Genomic DNA, 16,615 nt, shown 5'->3' with positions numbered 1-16,615 from the left:
GAAGATGGAACTGCGACACCTCGCCGCTGACCGGTGTTTTCCCGGAGTATCAGTTCGGTCAAACCGAGGTACCATCTTCCGATGAACCTAGATCAATCCGTAAGCCTGCTGAGCCGCGCTCCCGTCATTCGTACAGACGATCCGGAGGCGATGGAGCACGCGTTGCGTACCGTCTACGGGGCAACTGGCTTCACAGTCACCAAGCCAGATGGCTTCCTGGGGGTGGGCAACTACCTTCGGCTTGCGAATATCGGCCTTGGCTTTTGTTCATATGACGGGGGAACGTCGGTCGTTAAGTTCCCGGAGGGCGACTTCGCGCGCCTGCAAATTGGCCTCAAAGGCAGAGCTTTGACCGTTCTAAATCGCACGGCGATCGCGATAACTGAGCGGCAGGCCTGTATAATTCCGCCGGGTGAACCGATCAGGATTGTGTTCGAGCCAGGTTATGCGCAGCTCATTCTTCGAATAAGTACGGGGGCGCTGGAAAGGTCGTTGACGACGCTCCTGGGCGCAAAGCCGGCTGGCGTCCTCAGGTTTGATCCCATGGCGGCTGCGGTGCAGCCGAACGCTCTGGTTTTGCGCGATCTGACGATGTTCCTCGCTCATCAGCTGGATGCGACGGCTACAGAGCTGCCACGCGCGGTGCTGGCCGAACTGGAGCAGGCTCTCATCGTTTCCTTCCTGTCGGCTCACCGCCACAATTTCAGCGAGCTGTTGGAGAGAGACGAAAAGGACGTCGCGCCGCGGATCGTTCGGCTGACCGAAGAGTATATCGAGGCCTCTTGTGGGCGCGCCATCACGATCGAGGAGCTGGCATCGCAGACAGGCGTCAGCATCCGCGCGCTGTATGCGGCGTTTAAAAAAAGCCGCGGATACTCTCCGACGACGTTTGCAAAAACGGTGCGATTGCGACAGGCAAAACAGATGCTCTCGGGGGCAGATCAGCGCACCTCCGTCTCTGCAGTCGCCTTCAATTGCGGCTTCGGAAATCTCGGACACTTCGCAAGAGACTATCGCGAGATGTTCGGTGAGCTTCCATCCGACACTCTGTCGCGCGGGCGGCGAGCCGCCTAGCTCGCCTGACAGAGGCGCCGGGCAGGACCATTCCAAAGAGCGCCGGGGCCAGCAACGCGCGGTGGGCGGTTGTGCCCGGCGAAGCTTGCTGATGATGTCCAGTATTCGCAGCCAGGCTGGGCCACCGTGCTGGGTCTGGAGGCAAAGCGACCGAACTGCGACATTACGGGCGACGTGTCATAGTCATGCGCTCGGCGGCGGACATGCTGCAGGGCGGGTCAAGGCGTGCACGCGGCCATTCGCCGCTAGCGACATGCCATGGCGATTCACGCACCTCCCGCTCGGCGATGGGGGGCAGCTGCACCCCCGCTTGCCTGGCCTGCGATTGAAGGCTCCGCAGGCTGCGACCGGCCTGCCACACCAATACAGCCAATCGTCCATATGCCGTGCCGTCGCCGGGCGCGTGCATTGTCAGGAGCCCTTATGGCGATTAAAGATTCCGACCCAGACCGCGTCGGCACCGCTAGCCTTCCCGCGCGGTCGCGCATTCGATGAGGCCGCCATGCATCTTGCCCATGATCCCACAGCGCCGGTGGCGGCAGGGATCAGCTTCGACCAGTTCCTGGCCGTCGACATCCGCATCGGCACCATCGTCGCGGCCGAGCCCTATCCGGAGGCGCGCAAACCGTCGCTGAAGCTGACCATCGATTTCGGGCCCGGCATCGGCACCAGGCGCTCCAGCGCCCAGATCGCCACGCTCTACGATCCGGCCACCCTGGTCGGCCGCCAGGTGGCCGGCGTCGTCAACTTCCCGCCGCGCCAGATCGGCAAGTTCATGTCCGAGGTGCTGACGCTCGGCTTTCCCGATGAACAGGGCAACGTCGTGCTGTTCCAGCCCGACAAGCGCGTGCCGAACGGCGCGCGGCTGTTCTGACGCGCGGAGAGCCGACCGCCATGGATATGCTGCTCGAACCTGTTACGCTGCCGCCGTTTCCCGAAGGCCTCAGGATTTCGCTCAGGCAGATGCATCTTCTCCAGGCTCCCATGGGCGGCACCCTGGTGACCGGCGGCGCCACCTTCCGCGTGTTCGCGCCGCATGCCAAGGCGGTCTACGTCTCCGGCCCGTTCAACGACTGGGCGCAGGACGCGAGCTGCCGGCTGGCGCCGATCGGCAACGGCCATTGGGCGATCTTCGTGCCGTCTCTGAAGGACGGCGACGCCTATATGTACTTCGTTGAGGGTGAAGGCAGCTCCGGCTACAAGCGCGATCCGCATGCACGGCTGCTCACGGTCGATCCGCCGTTTCCGCAGGCGCATTCGGTGCTGCGCAATCCGCACGCCTTTCCCTGGCACGACACCGACTACACGCCGCCGCCCAACAACGAGCTCGTGATCTATCAGCTCCATGTCGGCACCTTCGACATGAAGGCGGGCAATCCCGACGGCTGCTTCTTCGACGTGATCGAGCGCGTGCCGCATCTGGCGAAGCTCGGCGTCAACGCGATCGAGCTGCTGCCGGTGCAGGAATTCCCCACCATGTTCAGCATGGGTTACAACGGCACCGACCTGTTCAGCCCGGAGAGCGAGTACGGGGAGGCAGAAGACGCGCATCTCGCGGCCTACTTCAAACGCACCAACGAGATCCTCGTCGCAGCCGGCGCGACACCTTACGCCGATATCGGCGTGGTGCGTCACTGTGACGACCAGCTCCGCGCGCTGATCGACGTCTGCCATGTCCATGGCGTCGCCGTGCTGTTCGACGTCGTCTACAACCACGCCGGCGGCGGTTTTGACGAGAGCAGCATCTGGTTCTTCGACCGTCAGGCCTATGGCGATCCCAATCGCAGCCTGTATTTCACCGATCAGGGCTGGGCGGGCGGCCAGGTGTTCGCCTACTGGAACGCCGACGTGCGGCGGTATCTCGTCGACAACGCCGTGATGTTCTATCGCGAGTATCACGCCGACGGCCTGCGTTTCGACGAGGTCAGCGTGATGGACCGCTTCGGTGGCTGGGCGACCTGCCAGCAGCTCACCGAAGCGCTGCGCGCGGAGAAGCCGGATGCGATCCAGATCGCGGAATACTGGCCGGTGAACCCGTGGGTGGTGAGGGACATCGCGCATGGCGGCGCCGGCTTCGATGCGACCTGGAGCGACGGATTGCGGCTCGCGGTGCGCGGCGCCGTCGCGAGCGCGGCCGGCGGCGCGGGCGCCGTCGTCCCGATGCAGCCGATCGCCGCGGCGATCGCCGATCTCAGCCTCGACAAGCGCTGGCGCGCGGTCAACTCGATCGAGAACCACGACATCGTCTATGCGGGCCGCGAGCCGCGCATCCCGCGCCTCGCCGATCCCGTCGACAGCCGCTGCTGGTATGCGCGCAGCCGCAGCCGCGTCGCCACGGGCCTGTTGCTGACCGCGCCGGGCATCCCGATGCTGTTCATGGGCCAGGAACTGTTCGAGGACAAACCATGGAGCGACACGCCGAACCCCGACACGACGATCAGTTGGGGGCTGCTCGACGGCGAGGACAAGATCACCGCTGATGCGATCCGCTTCACGCGCGAGCTGATCGCGATCCGCCGCACCCATCCGGCGCTGACCGCGGAGGGATGCGCCATCGTCCACGTCCATGACGGCAACCGCGTGCTCGCCTTCCACCGCTGGGACGGCCAGGGCGACGACGTGATGGTGATCGTCAGCCTCAGCGAGACGCCATGGCGCGACTACGCGATCGGCTTTCCGGCCGCGGGGCAGTGGAAGGAGGTATTCAACAGCGACGTCTATGACAACTGGGTCAATCCGGATGTGGTTGGTAACAATGGCTCGGTCACCGCAGGCGGCCCGCCGCTGCACGGCCAGCGCAGCTCGGCTGACGTGACGATTCCGGCGAATGGCGTGCTGGTGTTCGCGAGGGAGTGACGGACGCGTAGCCCGGATGAGCGCAGCGATATCCGCGGTCCCACGACTGTTGCGATGATCCCGGATGTCGCTGCGCTCATCCGGCCTACGAGCTTCGCCGTGTGGCTACACGATCAACCGCCCCTGGCGCTCCGCGATCCCGATCACCGCTTCCGTGCCCGCATTGAAATCGAGGTGATCCGCCTCGATGCCGTCGGAGAAAATGACGCCGTTCTCGGGCATCAGCGAGCGCAGGCGCAGTGTTTCGGCGCCGTTCAGTCCTCCGCAGACCAGGGATGTCTGTGACGTCTTGCTCGGGAACGGCTCGCGCACGGCAAAGCGCAAGCTCCGGGCGTCCCAGGGCAGGGCGGTGTAGTCGCCGCCCGTCGTGGGGCTGCCGAAGTTGCGGGCGATCGCCAGCGCGCCGGTGACGATGCTCTTGAACCACGCAGTCGAGCCGAGTCCGGTCGCGACGATCAGGCCGCTGGAGGACTGCCGCTCCTGATGCTCGCGGGTCGCGATCTCGTAGCGGGCCGAGACATGCGTGCGCGCGCCGATGAAGAGGTCGTTGACCGCATGGAGCACCTGGCCGTCGGCGAGGCTCGCGCGCGCCATGGTCACCGTCTTGGCCGCGCGCCGGTCGGCAGCAACCTCCGGCAGCAGGTTCGCGAGATCGGCCGGCGCGAACGGCAGCAGCACGCCGTCATGCCGGGCCGCGTCCGGGTTCAGGCCGAGCAGCGGCTGGCCGTCGAGATATTTCATGGTGTTGGCGACGAGCCCGTCGGGGCCGAGCGCCGCGACGATGTCGGCGGGGCCGAAGATGAAGTTCGGCAGGAAGCCGCGGTCGACGATCTGGTAGCGGCCCCAGCGCTCCAGCGTCTGGACGCTGGTCAAGCGCGCGGCCTGGTAGGCCGCGTGCTCGCGTTCGTAGTCGGAGAAGTCGGCGCCGAGATGCTCGACATAGAAGCGGGCCTGGTCCGCGGTGAGGAATCTGGTGATCAGCTCCTCGAGCCGCGTTCTCCTGACAACCAGCACCACCTTGCGGTCATTGCCGGACACGGGCGGCCTCCGCGGGCTTCTGCAGCAGGCTGTTCAACAGCTCCGGCGAGACGTTCAGCTGCCCGATCTTCTCGGCCTTTTCGGCGAGGCCCGAGAACGCCTGCGCGATCAACTGGCCGGGTTGCATGCCGGTGGCGGCGAGCGCCTGGATCACGCGGGTGTCGACGCCCTCGAAGATCTTCATCAGCGCGCCGACGCGATAGGCTTCGGCAGCCGCCAAAGTGCGGGTGTTCGCCGCATTCAGCGACACGAAATCCTTCCGCCTGGCCTCCAGCCCGATATCGGCGACCATGCCGGCCTCGCGCAGCTGGTTCTTCTTCGCGGCGACGCTGGCCTCGGCATCCATCTGCGTCTCGCGGATCGAGCGCTTCTTCTGCTCGACCGCGATCTCCGTGTCGAGCTCGCTCTCGCGGATCGCCCGCTCGCGCTCGACGGCGAAATTGCGCCGCGCGAAGATGGCTTCGTCCGCGGTCCTCAGGATCGCCTCGCGCGCCTCGGCCTCCAGCGCCTTGGCGGTCTCCGGCGTCGGCTTCACCGCGCGCACGGCGACGCCGAGGATCTCCAGGCCCAGCGCCTCGATGTCGGCGCGCCGCTTCAATCCGGCCGCAATCGTCTCGGCGATGCGGTCGGAGGCACGCAACGCCTCTTTCAGGGTCATGTCCTTGACCGCCTGCTGCGCCAGCACCTCGACCGCGCCGAGCACGCGCTGCGGCAGCTCCTCCGAGTCATCGGACTCGTAGGTCTTGCCGTCGCGCTTGAGCGTGAAGTTGAGCATCGCCGCCGCCTTCCTCGGCTCGCCGATGCGGTAGGTCACCTGGCCCTGGATCGTCAGCGTCTGAAAGTCGCGGGCGATCTGCTGGAAGATGAAGGCGGCGTCGCGGCTGCCGATGGGGATCGCGACCAGGGAAGTGGCGGGCCCGTAATAGAAGGTGGAGAGCCCGGCACCTTCCTCGACCACGCTGCCGGCGCGGTACTTGAGGAGATAGGTGGTGGGTTGGGCCTTGATGAAGCGTAAGCCGAACATGGCGGCCTCCTGACGTTCAATGGCATAAGTGTGTCACGCCAACTTAGTAAGTTGGACAGTACAACTAAGTGTGCTAGTGTCAAGGGACAAATTCGGGGGCGGACGGTATGGCAGCACGGCAGGGGCAGGGCGGCGGAGCGGCTGCGAGAGCGGGCGGACTGGATTTTCCGCGGCCGCTGACCACGGTGGACATCGTCATCTTCACGATCCGGCTGGAGGCGCTGCACGTGCTGCTGGTGCGGCGCGGCCACGGCGAGGGAGAGCCGTTCCCGGACGCGTTTGCGCTCCCGGGCGGCTTCGTCGATGTCGACAAGGATCGCGATCTCGAAGCCTGCGCGCGGCGCAAGCTTGCCGAGAAGACCGGCGTCATCAGCACCTATCTGGAGCAGCTCGGCAGCTGGGGCAGTGCGCACCGTGACCCGCGCGGCTGGTCGGCGACGCACGCGTATTTTGCGCTGATCCCGGCGTCAGCGGCGGAGGCCGCGCTCGCGGCCGATGCGCAATGGTTTCCGCTCGCGGGCATGAGCGTGAAGCCGAATCTCGCGTTCGATCATGCCGAGATCCTGCAGGCCGCCGTGCGGCGGCTGCGCAACAAGGTCGAGTACACCTCGCTGCCGGCCTATCTGATGCCGGAGGAGTTCACCTTGCCCGAGCTGCAGCGGACTTACGAGATCGTGCTCGATCGTCCGCTGGAAAAGAGCGCCTTTCGCACCCGCATGCTCTCGGCCGACCTCATCGAGCCGATCGCCAAGATGCGCAAGGGGCCAAACCGGCCGGCGCAGCTCTATCGGCTGAAGGCGGCGGCGGCGCCGGTGTATTTCGCCAGAACGTTCAACGCGCCGGATTGACGGCGTGTCGCCTCTTCCAGCCCCGCATGAGCGAAGCAACATGCGGGTCTCACGCGGAGTCTCGGAGAACCCGGATGTCGCTGCGCTCATCCGGGCCAAACGGCTCCATCTCTCGCCGGTCAGGCCGAGAAATCCACCACCAGCGACTTGCTGGTCGAGCTCGACGAGCTGGTGCCGCTGGCGCTGTACGAGGAGGTCGTGCTGCTGTTCGAGCTCTGCAGCGCCTCGAGCAGCTTCTTCAACAGCTCCTCGACCTGGGATGAGGACGATGAAGACGACGAGGAGGAGGTGCTCGACGTGGTGTCGGTGCTGGAGTCATCGCTCGGCGGGGCCGGCGGCGGGCCGCCGGCGCCACCCGCGCCGCCCGGACCGCCGGAGAAGGCGTTGGCAAATACGTTCTTCAGCTCGGTCGCCTGGTCCGAGGTCAGCTTGCCGCTGTCGACCTCGCTCTGGATGAGATCGTCGATCTTCGACTGCATCTCCTTGGGCGACGGCGGCGCGCTGGAGCTCGACGATGACGACGAGCTGCCGCTCTGCAATGCGGAATCGATGTCGTCGAGCGCCGAGGACAGCGCAGTCTGGTCGGCGGAGCTGACCTTGCCGGCCGAGACTTCCTTGGTGAGTTCCTGCTTGAGCAGGTCGAGCGGCGAATATCCGCTCATGGAGGATGCAGAGATCGACGTCATGGCGTGCTCCGGGGTGCGACATCAAACCTGCGCCCAGGTGCGACCGGAACGCTTAACAGCTCCTTGTTCCGTGTTTCTGGATGTGTCCCGCCGCAGGCTGCACACAAAACGAAGCAAGAAAGTCAGCATGGCTGCGTAGCCCGGATGAGCGCAGCGACATCCGGGTTCGGCACGAGCGCGGGTGGAGACCCCGGATATCGCTGCGCGCATCCGGGCGACGGTCCGCGGCAAGGCGGCATGCCGCCAGCGCAGTGCTCCGGCGCGGGAAATGGTGTATCCGCGGGTGACAGGCGGGGCTCTCGCTCGGGATGTCCGCCACAAGGAATAAAGCCCCCGGAGGAACTCCATGTCGGCCCTGCCGCTTTCTGGCATCAAGATTCTCGATCTGACCCGCGTGCTGGCCGGACCGCTGTCCGCGCAGATGCTGGCCGATCTCGGCGCCGAGGTGATCAAGATCGAGCGGCCCGGCACCGGCGACGATGCGCGCGCGTTCGGTCCGCCCTACCTCAGGGACCCCGATGGCAAGGCCAACAACAACAATTCCTTCTACATCTGCGCCAACCGCAACAAGAAGTCCGTCACGGTCAACATCGCCTCGCCGGAGGGGCAGGAGATCATCCGCGCGCTCGCCAAGGACTGCGACGTGTTCATGGAGAACTACAAGGTCGGCGATCTCAAGCGCTATGGCCTGGACTATGAGGCGATCCGCGCCGTCAATCCCGAGGTGATCTATTGCTCGGTCACCGGCTTCGGCCAGACCGGGCCGTATGCACCGCGGGCGGGCTACGATGCGATCTTCCAGGCCATGGGCGGGCTGATGAGCGTGACCGGCCACATGGACGGCGAACCGGGGGCGGGGCCGATGAAGGTCGGTCCCTCGATCGTCGACTACATGACCGGCATGAACACCTCGATCGGCATCCTCTCCGCGCTGTATCACCGCGACGTCAATGGCGGCGGCGGCCAGCACATCGACGTCTGCCTGTTCGACACCGTGATCGCCTCGCTGTCGCACTATGCCCAGATCTTCCTGATCAACGGCAAGTCGCCGCCGCGCCGCGGCACCTGGGGCAATGGCGGCATGCCGGCCGGCGTGTTCCGCTGCACCGACGGCGAATTGATGCTGGTGGTCGGCAATGACGCGCAGTTCGCGCGCACCTGCGCGGTGTTAGGGGCGCCAGAACTGGCGACCGACCCGAAATTCGTCAGGAACAACGACCGCGTCGTCAACGGCAAGGAGATCATGGCGATCTTTGCCGGCCTGTTCCTGAAGAACTCGGTGGCGCATTGGCTGGAGGAGCTGGAGAAGGCGGGCGTGCCGTGCGGGCCGGTCAACGATTTTGCGCACGTGTTCGCCGATCCGCATGTCCGCTCGCGCGGCATGGAGGTGAAGGTCGAACACCCGTTCGAGCCGCATCTGTCCCTGATCCGCAACGCGCTGACCTTCTCCGGTACCCCGATCACCGAGTATCGCGCGCCGCCGCTGCTCGGCGAGCATACGCAGGACGTGCTGTCGGGGCTCGGCTACGACGCGGCGAAGATCGCGGCGCTGAAGCAGCAGGGCGTGGTGTAGCTCCTCCGGATCCCCGCTCTCTCCGTTTGTCATTCCGGGGCGCGCGTAAGCGCGAGCCCGGAATCCATAGCCACAAGCGGTCATGGTAGAGCGAGCTGGACGTGGCCGCTGTCTCCGAACGACTGCTGTTCGTGGTTATGGATTCCGGGCTCATTCGCGCTGTTTCAAGATGGCTTCGCCATCTTGCGCGCGAATGCCCCGGAATGACAGCGGGAATGGAGCAGGCGGACGCGCGGCTATCGCGTGCGGTGATGCCTATGCCGCTTCGATTTGGGGCGGTGATAGCGCGGCTCTGCCACGTATGGGGCAGGCGGCGGCGTGCCGAGCTGCTGCCGGGATTCCTGCAAGCGGCGCTGATAGCCGGGCGAGTTCATGATGCTGGCGGCGGCGCCGCGCGCCAGCGCCGGCTCGCTCGCCATCATCATGGCGAGCGCACTGGCCGCAGCGGCCAGGATCAATCGCGAACGGACCGTCATCGGGCGAGTTCCATTGTCATTGGTGGCGACGTCATCTGTGGCGATCGGCGCTCAGCGCGCTGCAATCCTGGCCTTCGACTTTGCCGTCTGATCGCGCGTGGTCAAGCCGAGCACGGCGCCGCGCACCACCCGCGCGATCACATCCTCGACATCGTCGAGGTCGCATCGGCCGTCGGAGAGCTTGGTGAGGCGCTCGCTCTCGCGGATGGTGTGATGCGCCATGGCGAGCGCAAAATGCAGGCCCCAGAACAGATCGACCTCGGAGCTGTCGGGCAGGGCGCGCTGCATTGCGCCGGCGAATTTGCGCAAATGGTCGATTTCCTTGGTCTTGATGCGGCGAATTGGCGGCACCGATTCGATCGAGGCGCGGATCATGAACTGCGCCACCGCCGAGCGTTGGTTCTCAGGGCCAAGGCAGCCGCGCAGGATCGGGCCCACGAGGGCGCGCAGGATGTCGGAGATGTCGGCGCGACCGCCGCCCGCATCCTCGGCTTCACGCAATTCGCGCAGGCGCTCGCGGTTGAGCGCGATCGAGCGGGTCACGAACAGTTCGGCGATCAGCTCGTCCTTGGAGCCGAAATGATAGTTCACCGCGGCGAGATTGACGTTCGCCTCCGCCACGATGTCGCGCAAGGTCACGTCGGAGAAGCCGCGTTCGGCATAGAGCCGCTCGGCGGCGATCAGGATCGCAGTCCGGGTCTGGTCGGTCGCCATGCTCGTCCTCCCGAACGATGAAGCGGGGTGGGAGTTGCGTTTCAAACAATTGTATGAAACTATTGTTTGAGACGGCCGCAATGTCAATCACGGTTCTTCCGTGGGGCGACATTTCGGCGCTGCAGCGACGGTTCGCGCGGTCGTGTCGCGCAAGATCACACTTGCACGGACGCCGTGGGCGGGCCGACACTGCGGCCAAAGTTTCAGAGGAAACACCCAAGGAGAGTCCCATGGACTTCACGATGTCGGCGAAGCAGCAGGAATGGCTGGAGCGCGTGCGCAGCTTCATGACCAAGCATGTCCGCCCGGCGGTGCCGATCTACAAGCAGCAGGACGCCGAGGGCGACCGCTGGAAGGTGATCCCGATCCTGGAGGACCTCAAGGCCAAGGCGAAGGCGGAAGGCCTCTGGAACATGTTCATGCCGCCGTCGCCGCATGAGGACGACGAGTTCCGCGGCGCCGGCCTCACCAATCTCGAATATGCGCTGCTGTCCGAGGAAATGGGCCGCATCTCCTGGGCGTCCGAGGTGTTCAACTGCTCGGCGCCCGACACCGGCAACATGGAAGTGTTCATCCGCTACGGCACCAAGGAGCAGAAGCGCAAATGGCTGCGCCCGCTGATGGACGGCGAGATCCGCTCGGCCTTCCTGATGACGGAGCCGGCGGTGGCCTCGTCGGATGCCACCAACATCGAGACGCGGATCGTGCGTGACGGCGATCATTACGTCATCAACGGCCGCAAATGGTGGTCGTCGGGCGTCGGCGATCCCCGCTGCAAGATTGCGATCCTGATGGGCAAGACCGATCCGTCGGCCGCCAAGCATCAGCAGCAGTCGCAGATCCTGGTGCCGCTCGACACCCCCGGCATCAAGGTCGAGAAGATGCTGCCGGTGTTCGGCTTCGACGACGCGCCGCACGGCCACGCCCAGGTGCTGCTCGAGAACGTCCGCGTTCCTGCGGAAAACATTCTGCTCGGCGAGGGCCGCGGCTTCGAGATCGCGCAGGGCCGTCTCGGTCCGGGCCGCATCCATCACTGCATGCGCACCATCGGCAAGGCCGAGGAGTCGCTGGAGAAGATGGTGCGCCGGCTGATGACGCGCCAGGCCTTCGGCAAGAAGATCATCGAGCATTCGGTGTGGGAGCAGCGCATCGGCGAGGCCCGGACCAACATCGAGATGTGCCGGCTATTGTGCCTCAAGGCGGCCGACATGATGGACAAGGTCGGCAACAAGACCGCACAGGGCGAGATCGCGATGATCAAGGTCGCTGCCCCCAACATGGCGCTGAAGATCATCGACGACGCCATCCAGGCGTTCGGCGGCGCCGGCGTGTCGGATGATGCGGGTCTCGCCAAGGACTACGCCAACATTCGCACGCTCCGTCTTGCCGACGGCCCGGACGAGGTGCACAACCGTGCCATTGCCCGGCTCGAGATGAAGAAATACGCCAACGAGCCGCGGCATTGAGCGTCGACTTCTAGGGTGGGCAAAGCGTCCGTCGCCGCGCAGAGCGCGGGGGCGGATGCGTGCCCACCCACTTTCGAGTTCAAAGCAACATGGTGGGCACGCTTCGCTTTGCCCACCCTACGAATTCTAATGCCGAGCGGTGACTCACCACTTGCGTCATTCCGGGGCGACGCGCAGCGTCGAACCCGGAATCCAGAGATGGGTCCGCCAAGATAGAGATTCCGGGTTCAGCCCTGCGGGCTGCCCCGGAATGACGAACACGTGAGAAGGGAGCCTCGTCGTGGCCGACGGCGTCAAGAAGGACGAAGAATTCTCCGGCACCAAGCCGGTCGAGGAGCGGCATCGTTTCGACGAGGCCAAGCTCGCGGCCTGGATGGCCGAGCATGTCGAAGGCTATCAGGGCCCGCTGACCGTGCTGCAGTTCAAGGGCGGCCAGTCGAACCCGACCTATCGTCTGAACACGCCGGCGCGTTCCTACGTGCTCAGGCGAAAGCCGTTCGGCAAGCTGCTGCCGTCGGCGCACGCAGTCGATCGCGAATTCCGCGTCATCGCCGCGCTCGGCAAGCAGGGCTTTCCGGTCGCCAAGGCCTATGCGCTGTGCAACGACGACAGCGTCATCGGCGCTGCCTTCTACATCATGTCGATGGAGGAGGGCCGGGTGTTCTGGGATCCGACCCTGCCGCATGTCGCAGCGCCCGAGCGGCGCGCGATCTTCACCAGCAAGATCGAAACCTTGGCCAGGCTGCACAGCTATGATCCGGCGGCGATCGGCCTTGCCGACTTCGGCAAGCCCGGCAACTACTTTGCCCGCCAGGTCGACCGCTGGACCAAGCAATATCGCGCCTCCGAGACCGAGCATCTGCCGGAAATGGAGAAGCTGATCGAGTGGCTGCCGCGCACCTTGCCGGCGCAGCAGCGCGTCTCGATCGTGCATGGCGACTACCGGCTCGACAACATGATCTTCCACGCGACCGAGCCGCGCGTCATCGCGGTGCTCGACTGGGAGCTGTCGACGCTTGGTGATCCCATGGCGGACTTCACCTATTTGCTGATGCAGTGGATCATGCCGGGCCTCGACGGCGTCGACCTGAAAGCGCTGAACATCCCGACCATGGAAGAGGCGGCGGAGATCTATCGTGGGGTCACCGGCACCGAGCTGCCCGATCTCAACTGGTACTTCGCCTACAATCTGTTCCGGCTCGCCGGCATCCTGCAGGGCATCATCGGCCGCATCCGCGACGGCACCGCCGCCAACGACAAGGCGATCGAGTCGGTCAAGCGCATGGTGCCCATGACCAAGCAGGCCTGGTCCTATGCGCAGAAGGCGGGGGCGGTGTAGTCTCCTGTAGCCCCGGATGAGCGAAGCGACATCCGGGGTCTCACGCGCTGCGGCGATGAACCCGGATGTCGTTTCCGCCCATCCGGGCTACGAATTCCGCGCGCCGGCTAGGGCCAATCACCGCCCACCGCCGCCACCGCCGCCACCACCACCGCCGCCACCGGCCGTGGTCATCGCGCCGCTGTAGCGCGGATCGGTCTGCTTCATGTAGATCGGCGAGGTGTCGCGGCTCTGACGGCGCATGGCTTGCTGCACCTGGACCTCGGTGCCGCAGGCTGTCCAGGAGACGAGCTCACAGCCCGGCCACTGGAATTCACGGGCGCTTGCGTTCGTCACCGGCGAGCCAGCCGCCGTGGCGGCCATCAGGGTGAGCAGCGCGAGCTTCGATAGTCTCGACATGTTAACCATCCTTCGTTTCGGCGAGGCCGGAATGGTCCGCTTGCGAGGTTCGACGGCGGCTCGGAGAAGGGGGTTCGAGGACGTGGGCGTAAAAAATCGCCGGTCATTAGGGGGGCATGCTTGAACCCGAGCGTGGCTCATGGCGACGCGATGGTCTTGCCGCCACGCTCCATGGACACGGGTTGGTCCGCGCGGCGCATTGACCTGACTGACGGGAGCTTGACCACGACGGGCGCGCGCAGTTAGGAAACGGTCGTCGCAGGCCATCTCGCAAGAATGTCCCGCGAGCGGAGCTTTGCTGCCATGTCGCCGGTTTCGATTCGCCCGGATCTCGAGGTCGATCCCGCAACCGCCGATGCGATGCTTGCGCGCGCGGAGATCGACGCGCGGGTCGCTTCGGTGTCGCTGTTGCATGGTGGGGAGATCAGTGCCGTGTATGCGCTGGCTCTGCAAGGCAGCCAGCCGTCGCTGGTGCTGAAGATCTATCCTGACAGCATGAGCTGGAAGATGCGCAAGGAGGCGCGCCTGCTCGATCTGGTCCGGGACCGCCTGCCGGTGCCGGCGCCGCGGCTGCGCGCGGCGGACGCCTCGCGCGAGCTGATCGGCCTGGACTACGTGGTCATGAGCCGGCTCGACGGCGATCCGCTCGGTCCTCTCGAACAAGCGCTGTCCGCGCCGGAGCGGCGTGAGGCTTTCGAGCAGCTCGGTCGATTGTCGCGTGCCTTTCACGACATTGCGATGGATGCGTTTGGCTACATCGGCGCCGACGGCATCATGTCGGGCCATGCCGACAATCGTAGCTATCTCACCTCCCAGTTCGAACGCAAACTGGGCGAATTCCGCAGCCGCGGCGGGCCGGCTGATCTCGCCGCGCGCATCGCGCGCCAGGTGGCCGACGCGAGTGATCTGTTCGCCGCCTGCGGCGCGCCGGTGCTGTGTCACAATGATCTTCATCCCGGGAACGTGCTTGCGCGCGTCACCGGGGGCCGGGTCGAGCTCACCGGTGCGGTCGATTTCGAGGGCGCGCTGGCCGGCGACCCGCTCAAGGATGTCGCCAAGGCGATCTACTATCTCTCGCCGGAGCAGCGCGAGGCGTTTCTGGGCGGCTATGGTCCGATGAGCCGAACGAAGATCGAGCCGACGCTCGCGATCTATCGTCTGCTGTTCTCGCTGGAGCTGTGGTGCTGGTATCGGCAGTTTGGGGCGGCCGAAAAGCTCGCGCCGCTCATCGAGGACCTCGACCGCCTTGTGAGCGGCTAGAGCATGATCCGGAAAAGTGGAAACCGGTTTTCCGAAAGGATCATGCTCAAACAAAAAGAGATGAGATCATGATGCGTTTCCTTGGAAGCGCATCGTGATCCAGGTCCGTTCGGCCAACGCTTGCCCGTCGGGCAAATCGGCATGTGCGAGCGTGGCGTTGTCGGCCCCGCGCAGGCTGCGGTTATGACTGCAATCATCGTCGCCGATGAAGAAAGTTCGCGAGCGCGGTCAATGTGATGGTCTCGTCCAGTCCGGAAGGCTAAAAGATTTTGCTTTCGCTTTTTCGGAATTTATGATCTGATGCGCCCATCCCGTCCCACCGAAGGGGCGTTGCGCGCGATCGTCACGACACGCGGGGCGGGGAGCGGTGGCCGCGATCATGTCGCAGCGTGTCCGGAGGGATGCGCGGACGAACGGCATGGCGCGGACGTGAAGTCGCAGCGTGCTGGCACCCCGATGCTGGTGCTACGTCGCGACGGCGCTTGCGCGCCGCGCGGGCAATGGTGGCCAGAAAGCCCGGCGCACCAGGCAGACTGCGTATAAGCGTGAAGACCATCGCGCAGGGAAGGCCGGGCGTTTTCCGGCTGCACCTGTGGTACCTGCCGCCTGCATTTTTTTACGCAGGCGGGCCGCAGGCGTCAGCCGACGCCTGGCCTTCCCTGCGCCCTTCGATGGAAGGGCGGTGAAATTCAGGATCACTCGGGCGCGGGGGCGTCGCGAGATCGCTCACGCATGTCGATGAGTTCGACAGCGAGCGATTTGTGGGGCGCGATGCCGGCAGTCCCAAGCTCGTCATGCCCGGGCTTGTCCCGCCTGCGCGGCCGAAGCCGCTTCGGCGCGGCGAAGGCCCGGGCATCCACGTCGCTCCTCGCGTGCCGACCGACGTGGATGGCCGGGACAGGCCCGGCCATGACGGATGACAGAGGAGAGGCGATGTCGACACCAGTGCGAGGGGCGACAGCGCTAGATCGGTTTTCCCGCGTACGGCATCGACGCCGTGAGGCCGCCGTCGACCGGGAAAGCCTGGCCGTTGACGTAGGAGGCCTCGTCGCTGGCGAGGAACAGGGCCATGGCGGCGATCTCATGCGGCTGGCCGGCGCGCTTCAGCGGATTGAGCTGGCCGATCTTGCCCTCGGTGCCGCGCTCCTTGGCGCCGTCGAAGATCGGCTTGGTCATGCCGGTCTCGATCAGGCCGGGACACACCGCGTTGATGCGCACGCCAGTGCCGGAGAGGGAGTACGCCGTGGTCTGCACCAGGCTGATGACGCCGGCCTTGCTCGCCGCGTAGGGATGGCCCGAGGCGCCGGATTTCAGGCCCGCGACGGAGGCCGTGCAGACGATCGCGCCGCGCTGTTGCCGCACCATGTGCGGCATCGCGTATTTCACCGCGAGGAACGGGCCGATCAGGTTGATGCGCAGGATCTCCTGCCAGTGCTCGACGGTCTGCTCGGCGATCGGGATCAAGCCGCCGGAGATGCCGGCATTGGCCCAGATCACGTCGAGCTTGCCGTAGGTCGCCACGGCGCGGTCGATGAAGCCCGAGACATCGGCCTCGGAGCCGGCGTCGGCGAGCACGGCTTCGGCAATGCCGCCCTGCTGCTTGACCATCTCGACCGTCTCCTTGACGGCCTCGCTGCGATCGACCGCGATCAGTCGCGCGCCTTCTTTCGTGAACATCAAGGATGCGGCGCGGCCGATGCCGCTGCCGGCGCCGGTGATGATGACGGATTTGCCTTCGAGGCGGCCCATGTTTCCTCCTGCTTCAATTGTGATCAGTTGCGTGCCGCGCAACGGAATTCAAACGCCGTTTCAAACGTGCTGAGATCGCCAAGCGGCTTGAGACGATCTGGGCCTTCACGTAC

The 16,615-nt window shown here is 65.4% G+C and carries 15 protein-coding genes; 8 read left to right on the top strand and 7 right to left on the bottom strand.

What is annotated here, in order from left to right; genetic code table 11:
- Positions 1-81 precede the first annotated feature (81 nt).
- The 3 genes from ACQR13_RS07995 to ACQR13_RS07985 all read left to right on the top strand — a co-directional run bounded on the left by ACQR13_RS07995 (position 82) and on the right by ACQR13_RS07985 (position 3,930).
- Positions 82-1,074 (top strand): AraC family transcriptional regulator, encoded by a 993-nt coding sequence (locus tag ACQR13_RS07995; protein ID WP_315714598.1) that lies wholly within the window; start codon positions 82-84, stop codon positions 1,072-1,074.
- Positions 1,075-1,576: 502 nt separating this feature from the next.
- Entirely contained in the window at positions 1,577-1,948 is a 372-nt protein-coding gene (locus ACQR13_RS07990; protein WP_315714597.1) for a tRNA-binding protein, read from the top strand.
- Positions 1,949-1,968: 20 nt separating this feature from the next.
- A complete protein-coding gene (locus ACQR13_RS07985; protein ID WP_434862721.1) occupies positions 1,969-3,930 on the top strand; it encodes an alpha amylase C-terminal domain-containing protein in 1,962 nt (653 codons plus the stop codon).
- A 105-nt stretch (positions 3,931-4,035) separates the two neighbouring features.
- Here the strand turns inward: ACQR13_RS07985 and ACQR13_RS07980 are convergent, their stop codons facing one another.
- Together ACQR13_RS07980 and ACQR13_RS07975 are read right to left on the bottom strand one after the other, a co-directional pair.
- A complete protein-coding gene (locus ACQR13_RS07980; RefSeq protein WP_316192734.1) occupies positions 4,036-4,968 on the bottom strand; it encodes a sugar kinase in 933 nt (310 codons plus the stop codon).
- Entirely contained in the window at positions 4,955-5,992 is a 1,038-nt protein-coding gene (locus ACQR13_RS07975) for an SPFH domain-containing protein (RefSeq protein WP_434862720.1), read from the bottom strand. The genes ACQR13_RS07980 and ACQR13_RS07975 overlap by 14 nt, the downstream gene beginning before the upstream one ends.
- 107 nt (positions 5,993-6,099) lie before the next feature.
- On the opposite strand from ACQR13_RS07975, the gene ACQR13_RS07970 reads away from it, so the two are divergent.
- Positions 6,100-6,840 (top strand): NUDIX hydrolase, encoded by a 741-nt coding sequence (locus ACQR13_RS07970; protein WP_315749553.1) that lies wholly within the window; start codon positions 6,100-6,102, stop codon positions 6,838-6,840.
- A 119-nt stretch (positions 6,841-6,959) separates the two neighbouring features.
- Here the strand turns inward: ACQR13_RS07970 and ACQR13_RS07965 are convergent, their stop codons facing one another.
- The gene (locus tag ACQR13_RS07965) at positions 6,960-7,526 is read right to left on the bottom strand and encodes a hypothetical protein (protein ID WP_434862719.1); all 567 of its coding nucleotides are present in this window, start codon (positions 7,524-7,526) and stop codon (positions 6,960-6,962) included.
- 346 nt (positions 7,527-7,872) lie between these two features.
- Here ACQR13_RS07965 and ACQR13_RS07960 point away from each other — a divergent pair, with 346 nt between their 5' ends.
- Positions 7,873-9,099 carry a CaiB/BaiF CoA transferase family protein gene (locus tag ACQR13_RS07960; protein ID WP_434840914.1) on the top strand — a complete coding sequence of 409 codons (1,227 nt, stop codon included), beginning with the start codon at positions 7,873-7,875 and terminating at the stop codon, positions 9,097-9,099.
- Between the two features lie 236 nt (positions 9,100-9,335).
- Here the strand turns inward: ACQR13_RS07960 and ACQR13_RS07955 are convergent, their stop codons facing one another.
- Together ACQR13_RS07955 and ACQR13_RS07950 are read right to left on the bottom strand one after the other, a co-directional pair.
- On the bottom strand, positions 9,336-9,575 hold the full coding sequence (locus ACQR13_RS07955) for a hypothetical protein (protein WP_315749556.1): 240 nt from the start codon (positions 9,573-9,575) through the stop codon (positions 9,336-9,338).
- Between the two features lie 51 nt (positions 9,576-9,626).
- Positions 9,627-10,289 (bottom strand): TetR/AcrR family transcriptional regulator, encoded by a 663-nt coding sequence (locus tag ACQR13_RS07950; protein ID WP_315714589.1) that lies wholly within the window; start codon positions 10,287-10,289, stop codon positions 9,627-9,629.
- A 230-nt stretch (positions 10,290-10,519) separates the two neighbouring features.
- Here ACQR13_RS07950 and ACQR13_RS07945 point away from each other — a divergent pair, with 230 nt between their 5' ends.
- Complete coding sequence (locus ACQR13_RS07945; protein WP_315749560.1) at positions 10,520-11,755, top strand: acyl-CoA dehydrogenase family protein; 1,236 nt, start codon at positions 10,520-10,522, stop codon at positions 11,753-11,755.
- 280 nt (positions 11,756-12,035) lie between these two features.
- On the top strand, positions 12,036-13,094 hold the full coding sequence (locus ACQR13_RS07940; RefSeq protein WP_315714587.1) for a phosphotransferase family protein: 1,059 nt from the start codon (positions 12,036-12,038) through the stop codon (positions 13,092-13,094).
- A gap of 117 nt (positions 13,095-13,211) precedes the next feature.
- Here ACQR13_RS07940 and ACQR13_RS07935 read toward each other — a convergent pair whose 3' ends face one another.
- Positions 13,212-13,493 carry a hypothetical protein gene (locus tag ACQR13_RS07935; protein ID WP_315749562.1) on the bottom strand — a complete coding sequence of 94 codons (282 nt, stop codon included), beginning with the start codon at positions 13,491-13,493 and terminating at the stop codon, positions 13,212-13,214.
- Positions 13,494-13,796: 303 nt separating this feature from the next.
- On the opposite strand from ACQR13_RS07935, the gene ACQR13_RS07930 reads away from it, so the two are divergent.
- Positions 13,797-14,753, top strand: coding sequence for a phosphotransferase family protein (locus ACQR13_RS07930; RefSeq protein WP_315749563.1), 957 nt, complete (start codon positions 13,797-13,799; stop codon positions 14,751-14,753).
- A 963-nt stretch (positions 14,754-15,716) separates the two neighbouring features.
- Here ACQR13_RS07930 and ACQR13_RS07925 read toward each other — a convergent pair.
- Entirely contained in the window at positions 15,717-16,502 is a 786-nt protein-coding gene (locus tag ACQR13_RS07925; RefSeq protein ID WP_315827325.1) for an SDR family NAD(P)-dependent oxidoreductase, read from the bottom strand.
- Positions 16,503-16,615: the final 113 nt, after the last annotated feature.

The organism is Bradyrhizobium sp. HKCCYLRH3059, assembly GCF_051168035.1.
Taxonomy (GTDB): domain Bacteria; phylum Pseudomonadota; class Alphaproteobacteria; order Rhizobiales; family Xanthobacteraceae; genus Bradyrhizobium.
This window is presented reverse-complemented; position numbering and strand designations above follow the sequence as displayed.